The following is a 6,409-nucleotide window of genomic DNA, read 5'->3' on the forward strand; positions in this document are numbered from 1 at the left end:
AGGCGGCGTCCAGGGCCTGATGAAGGGCAAGGTGTTCGAAAAGGTCGGGGTCAACGTCTCGACCGTCCACGGCGCGTTCTCGCCCGAATTCGCCAAGACCATGCACGGAGCGAGCGTCGAGAATCCCGGCTTCACCGCCACGGGTATCAGCCTGGTTGCGCACATGGCCAACCCGCACGTGCCCGCGGTTCACATGAACACCCGGTTCCTCACCACTGGCAAGGCCTGGTTCGGCGGCGGAGGCGATCTCAACCCGCCGATTCCTTACGCCGAGGACACCGCCGATTTCCACGCCGCCTACAAAGCCGCGTGCGACGCGCACGATCCCGAATATTACCCAAGGTTCAAGAAGTGGGCCGACGACTATTTCTGGATTCCGCACCGCAATGTCCATCGCGGCGTGGGCGGCATCTTCTACGATCACCTCGAATGCCCTGACATGGCGGCGTTCGAAGCAAATTTCGCGTTCACCTGCGACGTTGGGCAGGCGTTCCTCAACGCCTTCCCCAAGCTGGTGCGGCGCCGGATGGCGCAGGCGTTTTCGCCAGCCGAAAAGCTGCGCCAGCTCGAATACCGGGGCCGCTATGCCGAATTCAACCTCGTCTACGATCGCGGCACGCTGTTCGGGCTCAAGACCGGCGGCAACATCGACGCCATTTTGATGAGCCTGCCGCCCGAAGCGGTGTGGACCTGAGGCCTATTCCCCCAGCAACGTAACCGGCCCGATCAGGCCCGACGGCCGCAGCGGAGCGTCGGCGCGATACGTCGGCAAGGCGGTCCAGGTAACCTTCTGCGCGCCCTTTTGGGCATCGCCGATAAGCCGGTTGATCCACAAGTTGGCCACCCGCACCTCCAGCGTGTTGGCGCCGGGCTTGACCGCGCCGCCGATATCGAGCCGGAACGGCGCGTGCCAGGCGGTGCCCACCACCGTGCCGTTTACGCGCACTTCGGCCAGTTCGTGCACCGAACCGAGATCGAGCCACAGCGGACGCCCGCGCCGCGCAGCCTTGGGCAAGGCAAAGGTCTTGCGGTAAGTCGCTAGCCCCGAGAAGTACTTGATCCCCGGTTCGGCCTGCGTTTCCAGCCCGCCGAGTATCGGTAGCGTGGCCACAGCCGGGGCGGCGCGGCCGGGCTCGAAGGCAACAGTCCATGGTCCCGACAATTCGGCAAGCTTCGTCGGCTTGGGCTGCGTCACGGTTGCTGAACTGGCGATCGCGGTCTTGCGGAACACCACGTGCACCGATTCGTCAGCGCCCAGCACCAGCGGCACCACGGTTTCGCCATCCGCGATTCGATAGCTGACGGGTTCGGATTTGCCCGTTTCGGCGTGCCACAGTTCGGGCACTTTGCCGGTCACGCGGAAATGCGCCTCGATGGTCTCGGGCCGGTCGCGGCGGTTGTCGACGAAATAGCTGTCGCCATCCACCAGCCGGCGGTGGAGAAACAACACTTGCGCATCGGGCGCGCCGCCGGTGAACGCGAAGTCCGGGCCGACGCCGATCGTGCGCAGCGCCGGTTCGATCCGGTCGGACGCGATCACCCGGCCCTTGCCGAACCGCGTTTCACCAGCACCGGCCCACAACTTGCCGACCAGCGCGTGCCATTCCGCATCCCGGCCCGCTGCCATCGCGCTCGGATCGGCCACGGGCGCCGGGCCCACTACGGTCGCCCCGCCCTCGACCAGCGCCGCGATCTTGCGCAGCGCCGCCAGCGTCATCCGCGCCGACGATCCGCCCAGATAGAGCACCCGATAGCGCGCGCCGCCGCTCGTCTTCAGGTCCGTGCCGTCGTTCGAAAGGTGGTTCATTAACGCATCGGCGCTGACGAAATCGTAGGCATTGGTCACCGGCGCATCGGCCACCGGTTTCAGCCCGTAAAGCCCGGTCAGCGGCGCTTCTTCGCCATAGAAATACGCCACATCGGCGAAATTGCGCCCCTGTTGGAGCAGTAGCGAATTGCGCGAGATGTAGTCGACCCATGGCCGCGCCAGTTCGGCCCAGGCCTCGTGCCGGTTGAAATACTGGCCGAAAATGAACAGCGACAGCCCCGGCACCTTGTCATCGGTCGGCTGGTGAACCGAAGTGTGGACCACCGGGCGGTTTATCCCGGTCACGAACTCAAGGTCGATGATCCGCTTCAAGGTCTGCGGCGAATCTGCCCAGTAGCTGACCGCCGAAGTCATCGATTCTGCCGCGACCAGGTTCTGCCCGTAAACATGCGCAACCGAAGCCGCGCCCTTCATGTCGGCCAGATAGCTGGGATTGGGGCCAGCTTCGCGCGGGTAAGTCCACAGCGCAGACATCGGCACATCGGCATGACTTCTCATAGTCATGTCGTCGCCGATCGACGGGCGCTTGTCCTCCAGCGCCTCGCCATAGACCTTGAGCCCGGCTTCGTGCGCGGCTTGCGCGATCGTGCCGTAATGCTCGCTCGCCATCAGGTCGGCCAGCGTGCGGCGGTAATCGTAGAGGAACTTGTCGCTATCTGCGCGGCTGCCGATCAGTACGCCCGCCAATGCGGGCATCCACGGCGTGGGATCATACCCGCGCAACCGCTTGAATTGTTCGACCAAGCGCGGGGTCCAGTTGGCCGCGCCGACTTCGATCGAATCGGTGAGCAGCGCGCGGACGCCATGCGCGCCGATCAGGTCCGGCCCGGCAGCATCGCGATACATGCCGAGGTAGTGATCGATATAGCGCCGCACCGCCGCGCCATCGAACTTGTCGACCTCCAGCCCGGTTGCTTCCTCGGTTGCGGGATGGTTGGTTGTGCCGAGCAGCGACCAGCCCATCCGCAGCACGCGCCAGGTGCCTTTCGGCGGCGTCCAGTCGAGCGTGCCATCGGCGCGCAGCTTGCCGGTCAGGTCGATCACTTGCGCAGGCGCGGGGCCACTCGCGCCATCGGCTGTCTGGCCAAGCGCGTAATAGTCCATCGCCAGCGCAAACCCGGCCTTGCTCTCGAACTGGTCGATCCGTGGCTGCGCTGAAAGCGTGAACTGGCGGACCTGCCACGGTGCCTTGGCGCCCGCCGCCATCGCTGCCAGGTCGAACGGCGCGGCGATGCCCGGCGCGGGCGCGCTCATGTTCGACATCGCCGGCGCCAGCGGGTGCAGCACCAGCCGGAAAAACCGTGCGGTCACGGGAGCGAACGACACCGTCGTCGGCACTTCGCCCACTTCGGGTGTCGCGATCCTGCGCCAGGCCCGTCCATCATCGCTGGCTTCGAGCACCGGGGCGATCGCGGGGCCGCCGAACATCATCTTGGCGCCCGCCACGAACAGCGTCATCGAACGCACCATTTGCGGTGCGGCGTATGTCAGCCGTAACTCTCCGGGCTGGGCCGCGGTGCCGCGCGGTACATCGACACCCGACGCGAGATCATCATCGAACAGCTTGCCACCATCGAGCGCGGTTCCGTCCGCCAGTGCAAGCGCAGGCTGCGCCATGGCAACCGGGCTGACCGGCACCGCTATGACAGCGATATCGCCATAGGCCTGCGGTGGCGCCTTGCCCTTCTTGCCCGACATCATCTCCTCGATACTGAGACCGGGCGGCAGCGTCTGGAACGCGCCGGTGAGCCCTGGCGGCGGCGCGATCTTCGCGGCGCGACTGCCGCCGGATACAATGGTCTCGCTCCAGACCACTTTCTTCAGCCCGTCGGCGGGTGGCACCCACGGCCCGCCGGTTTCGGACCAGCCGGGCGAGGAGGCGATCGCCAGTTCCAGGCCCAACCGGTCGGCCTCGGTCGCGGCAAAGCGGAACGCGTCCTTCCATTCGGGCGTCATGTAAGCCAGCCGATGCGGCACGATCTGCGGCGTGGTCAGGTTGGCGTCGAAGTTCTGCATTCCGCCGATGCCGACCCGCTTCATCCACGCCATGTCCTTGGCGATGCCGTCCTTGGTGACGTTGCCGTTCATCCAGTGCCACCACACGCGCGGCCGCGCGCTCATCGGCGGGTCCTGGAAGCGCAGTTCGAGCGGTGCGTTTTCGGCGGTCTGGCCGGGGAGGGCTTCGGACGGAGCGGTGGTGGGTGCGGGGCTGGCCAAGGCGAGAGGCGCGATCAGTGCGTTGGCCAGCACGAGCGCAATCCTGAAGCCGGAGTGGCTAGCTTTCATCGATCACTCTCCATCGCAGACGTTCGCGCAACCTGCCCAAAGGCGGTCACGTCCCAGATTTCACTGCTATATTTTGAGCGATCGCGCAAGCACGATCATTTTCAATCATTCTGTCGCGAAGGAGTCATGCGCCGGTATCCGCAACCAGCCCCACCGACGCGATTCCAGCCAGCGCGGCGATCTCGTCGTTGTCCGAATTGTCGCCGCTGACGCCCACTGCACCGATGAGCGTTCCCGCTGAGTCGCGCACCAGCAGGCCGCCCGGCACCGGCACCAATCCGCGCGGGAACAACTGGCTGACTGCGCCGATGAACGCCGGGTTGCCCGCCGCCCGCTTGGCCAGTTCGCGCCCGCCCAGCCCCATCGCAATGCAACCGGAGGCCTTGGCCGTGGCAATGTCGGCGCGATGAAGCGACGACCGATGATCGCGCAGCACCACGAGCGGCTGGCCGCCCATGTCGAGCACCGTGACGGCCAGCGGCAGCATGCCACGTCGCTCACCCTCGGCCATGGTTTCGCGCGCGATCGTCAGCGCCTGGTCGAGAGTGAGTGTCATGTCGTGATCTCCTTGCGAATCCGCCAGGGTAGCGCCCCCGCGCACGACCGCCGCTAGTCAAGCCGGCACGCGCGGGCAATCGCTTTCGATCACCCTGCTTTCCAGTCGAACGGCAGTGGCGCCTCGCGGAAGGCGAAGCGATCGAGGTGTTCGGTAACGACCTGTTGCATCCGCGCGAGATCACCTCCTTCGCCTACCGTGCAGGCGACGGTGAGCGCATCCGGGCCGGCATCGAGCACCGCGGTGCCGAGCGGCAGCGGTATCGAACCGTGGTTTGCGTCGAAGGTGACTTCGAACTTGTGGCTCCAGTGCTTGCACAGTTGCTGGAGGTAACGGCTGGCGTGCTCGGTCGGCACGGTGGCGGTGCTGGTGGTCATCGTTGGTTTTCCCTTCTTGTTCAAAGGCGTTCGATCGCTTGCGCGGCGTTGTCGAGCAGTTTGGCGATCTTGAGCGCGAGTTCGTCGTCACCGCCTTCGCGGGTGAGGCGTTGCACGGTGGCGGTGCGCAAGTTCATCATCGCGCGGCGAACCGGAGCGGCATCGGTGCGGCTGGCGTGTTCGGCCATCGCCGCGAGCCGGGCAAACGCGGCGTCGATCTCGGCCTTTTTGGCCTCGATCTCGGCCTTGCCCGCATCGGTCAGCGCAAAGCTGCGGCGTGCACCATTGCCTGCGATTTCCTCGGCCAGACCCATGTCGGCGAGCAGCGACAGCAGCGGGTAAAGCACGCCGGGGCTGGGGGCATAAGCCTCGCCGCTTTTCTCGGTGAAGGCGCGGATCAACTGGTAGCCGTGCTGCGGGCCTTCGGCGAGCAGCGCCAGGACCATGAGCCGAAGTTCGTCGCCCGAAAAGCGCTTGCCGCGCCGGCCGCCGGGGCCGCCCCCGAATCCTCCGGGGCCGCCGCGACCGCCTTCGCCATCGGGGCCAAAGCCACCCCCGAAACCGCCGCCACCGAAGGGCCCATGCCCGTGACGGTGACCGAACAGGCCGCGAATGGCCTCATGGGCGAAGCGCCCACGCTTGTTATTGTGGAAATGCATTGTTGGTTTCTCCATTTGCCCGGAATCACGTCCGGTGCATGGAGAGCCAAATAGGATGTTTCACAGATCAATCAAGATATATCTTGTATCAGATCATAACTTGCTAGTCCGCCTCGCGCAGTGCCCTTGCAACCAGCGCAAGATCGGCTGTGAAGCGTTCGGCTTCGATCTCGCGCGCGCCGTCCGAAAGCCGCAGCAGATAGCTCGGGTGGACCGTGATCCAGCCCAGCCGGGTGCCGCCCAGGCCATCCGGGCCAAGCGAGATCGGCTTGCCGCGTTCGCGCGCGATCGAGGGCGAACGGCCGAGCAGTGCACGCGCCGCACTTGCCCCCAGCGCCAGCACGTGGCGTGGGCGCACCAGGGCGGTTTCGGCTTCGAGCCACCAGCGGCACATGTCGATCTCGCCCGCGGTCGGCGTCTTGTGCAGCCGCAGTTTTCCGCGCTGTTCGAACTTGAAGTGCTTGACCGCGTTGGTGACGTAGGCCAGGCGCCGGTCGATGCCGGCCTCCTCCAGGGCGCGGTCCAGCATCTGCCCGGCGGGCCCCACAAACGGCCGGCCCACGATGTCCTCCTGGTCGCCGGCCTGCTCGCCGATGAACAGCAATCGGGCGCCCTTCGGCCCCTCACCAAACACGGTCTGCGTCGCCGGCGCGTAAAGCGGGCAGCGCGTGCAAAGGGCCGCGTCCGCCGCGGCATCGGGCAC

Annotated in this window: 6 protein-coding genes; 1 reads left to right on the plus strand and 5 read right to left on the minus strand. The window is 66.1% G+C overall.

Annotated elements, in window-relative coordinates; genetic code table 11:
• Window positions 1–694: oxygen-dependent coproporphyrinogen oxidase (gene hemF, locus Q0R16_RS15270; protein ID WP_295637938.1), on the plus strand; the 694-nt coding region annotated here is incomplete at its 5' end.
• Between the two features lie 3 nt (window positions 695–697).
• Here the strand turns inward: hemF and Q0R16_RS15275 are convergent.
• From Q0R16_RS15275 to Q0R16_RS15295, 5 genes are all read right to left on the minus strand, one after another.
• Window positions 698–4,114 carry a glycosyl hydrolase gene (locus tag Q0R16_RS15275; RefSeq protein WP_295637941.1) on the minus strand — a complete coding sequence of 1,139 codons (3,417 nt, stop codon included), beginning with the start codon at window positions 4,112–4,114 and terminating at the stop codon, window positions 698–700.
• A 124-nt stretch (window positions 4,115–4,238) separates the two neighbouring features.
• Entirely contained in the window at window positions 4,239–4,670 is a 432-nt protein-coding gene (locus Q0R16_RS15280; protein ID WP_295637944.1) for a heme-binding protein, read from the minus strand.
• 89 nt (window positions 4,671–4,759) lie between these two features.
• Window positions 4,760–5,047 carry a DUF2218 domain-containing protein gene (locus Q0R16_RS15285; protein ID WP_295637947.1) on the minus strand — a complete coding sequence of 96 codons (288 nt, stop codon included), beginning with the start codon at window positions 5,045–5,047 and terminating at the stop codon, window positions 4,760–4,762.
• Between the two features lie 20 nt (window positions 5,048–5,067).
• Window positions 5,068–5,706 carry a PadR family transcriptional regulator gene (locus Q0R16_RS15290; RefSeq protein ID WP_295637950.1) on the minus strand — a complete coding sequence of 213 codons (639 nt, stop codon included), beginning with the start codon at window positions 5,704–5,706 and terminating at the stop codon, window positions 5,068–5,070.
• Window positions 5,707–5,809: 103 nt separating this feature from the next.
• Window positions 5,810–6,409 (minus strand): UdgX family uracil-DNA binding protein (locus Q0R16_RS15295; RefSeq protein ID WP_295637952.1); only part of this gene is annotated, 600 nt, incomplete at its 5' end.

The organism is Novosphingobium sp., from assembly GCF_025351285.1.
Lineage (GTDB): Bacteria > Pseudomonadota > Alphaproteobacteria > Sphingomonadales > Sphingomonadaceae > Novosphingobium.

Bases quoted from the DNA above. Each gene is read 5' to 3' on its own strand.
- Q0R16_RS15285 (WP_295637947.1), bottom strand. From the start codon at position 5,047: ATGACCACCAGCACCGCCACCGTGCCGACCGAGCACGCCAGCCGTTAC.
- Q0R16_RS15290 (WP_295637950.1), bottom strand. From the start codon at position 5,706: ATGCATTTCCACAATAACAAGCGTGGGCGCTTCGCCCATGAGGCCATT.
- Q0R16_RS15280 (WP_295637944.1), bottom strand. From the start codon at position 4,670: ATGACACTCACTCTCGACCAGGCGCTGACGATCGCGCGCGAAACCATG.
- Q0R16_RS15275 (WP_295637941.1), bottom strand. From the start codon at position 4,114: ATGAAAGCTAGCCACTCCGGCTTCAGGATTGCGCTCGTGCTGGCCAAC.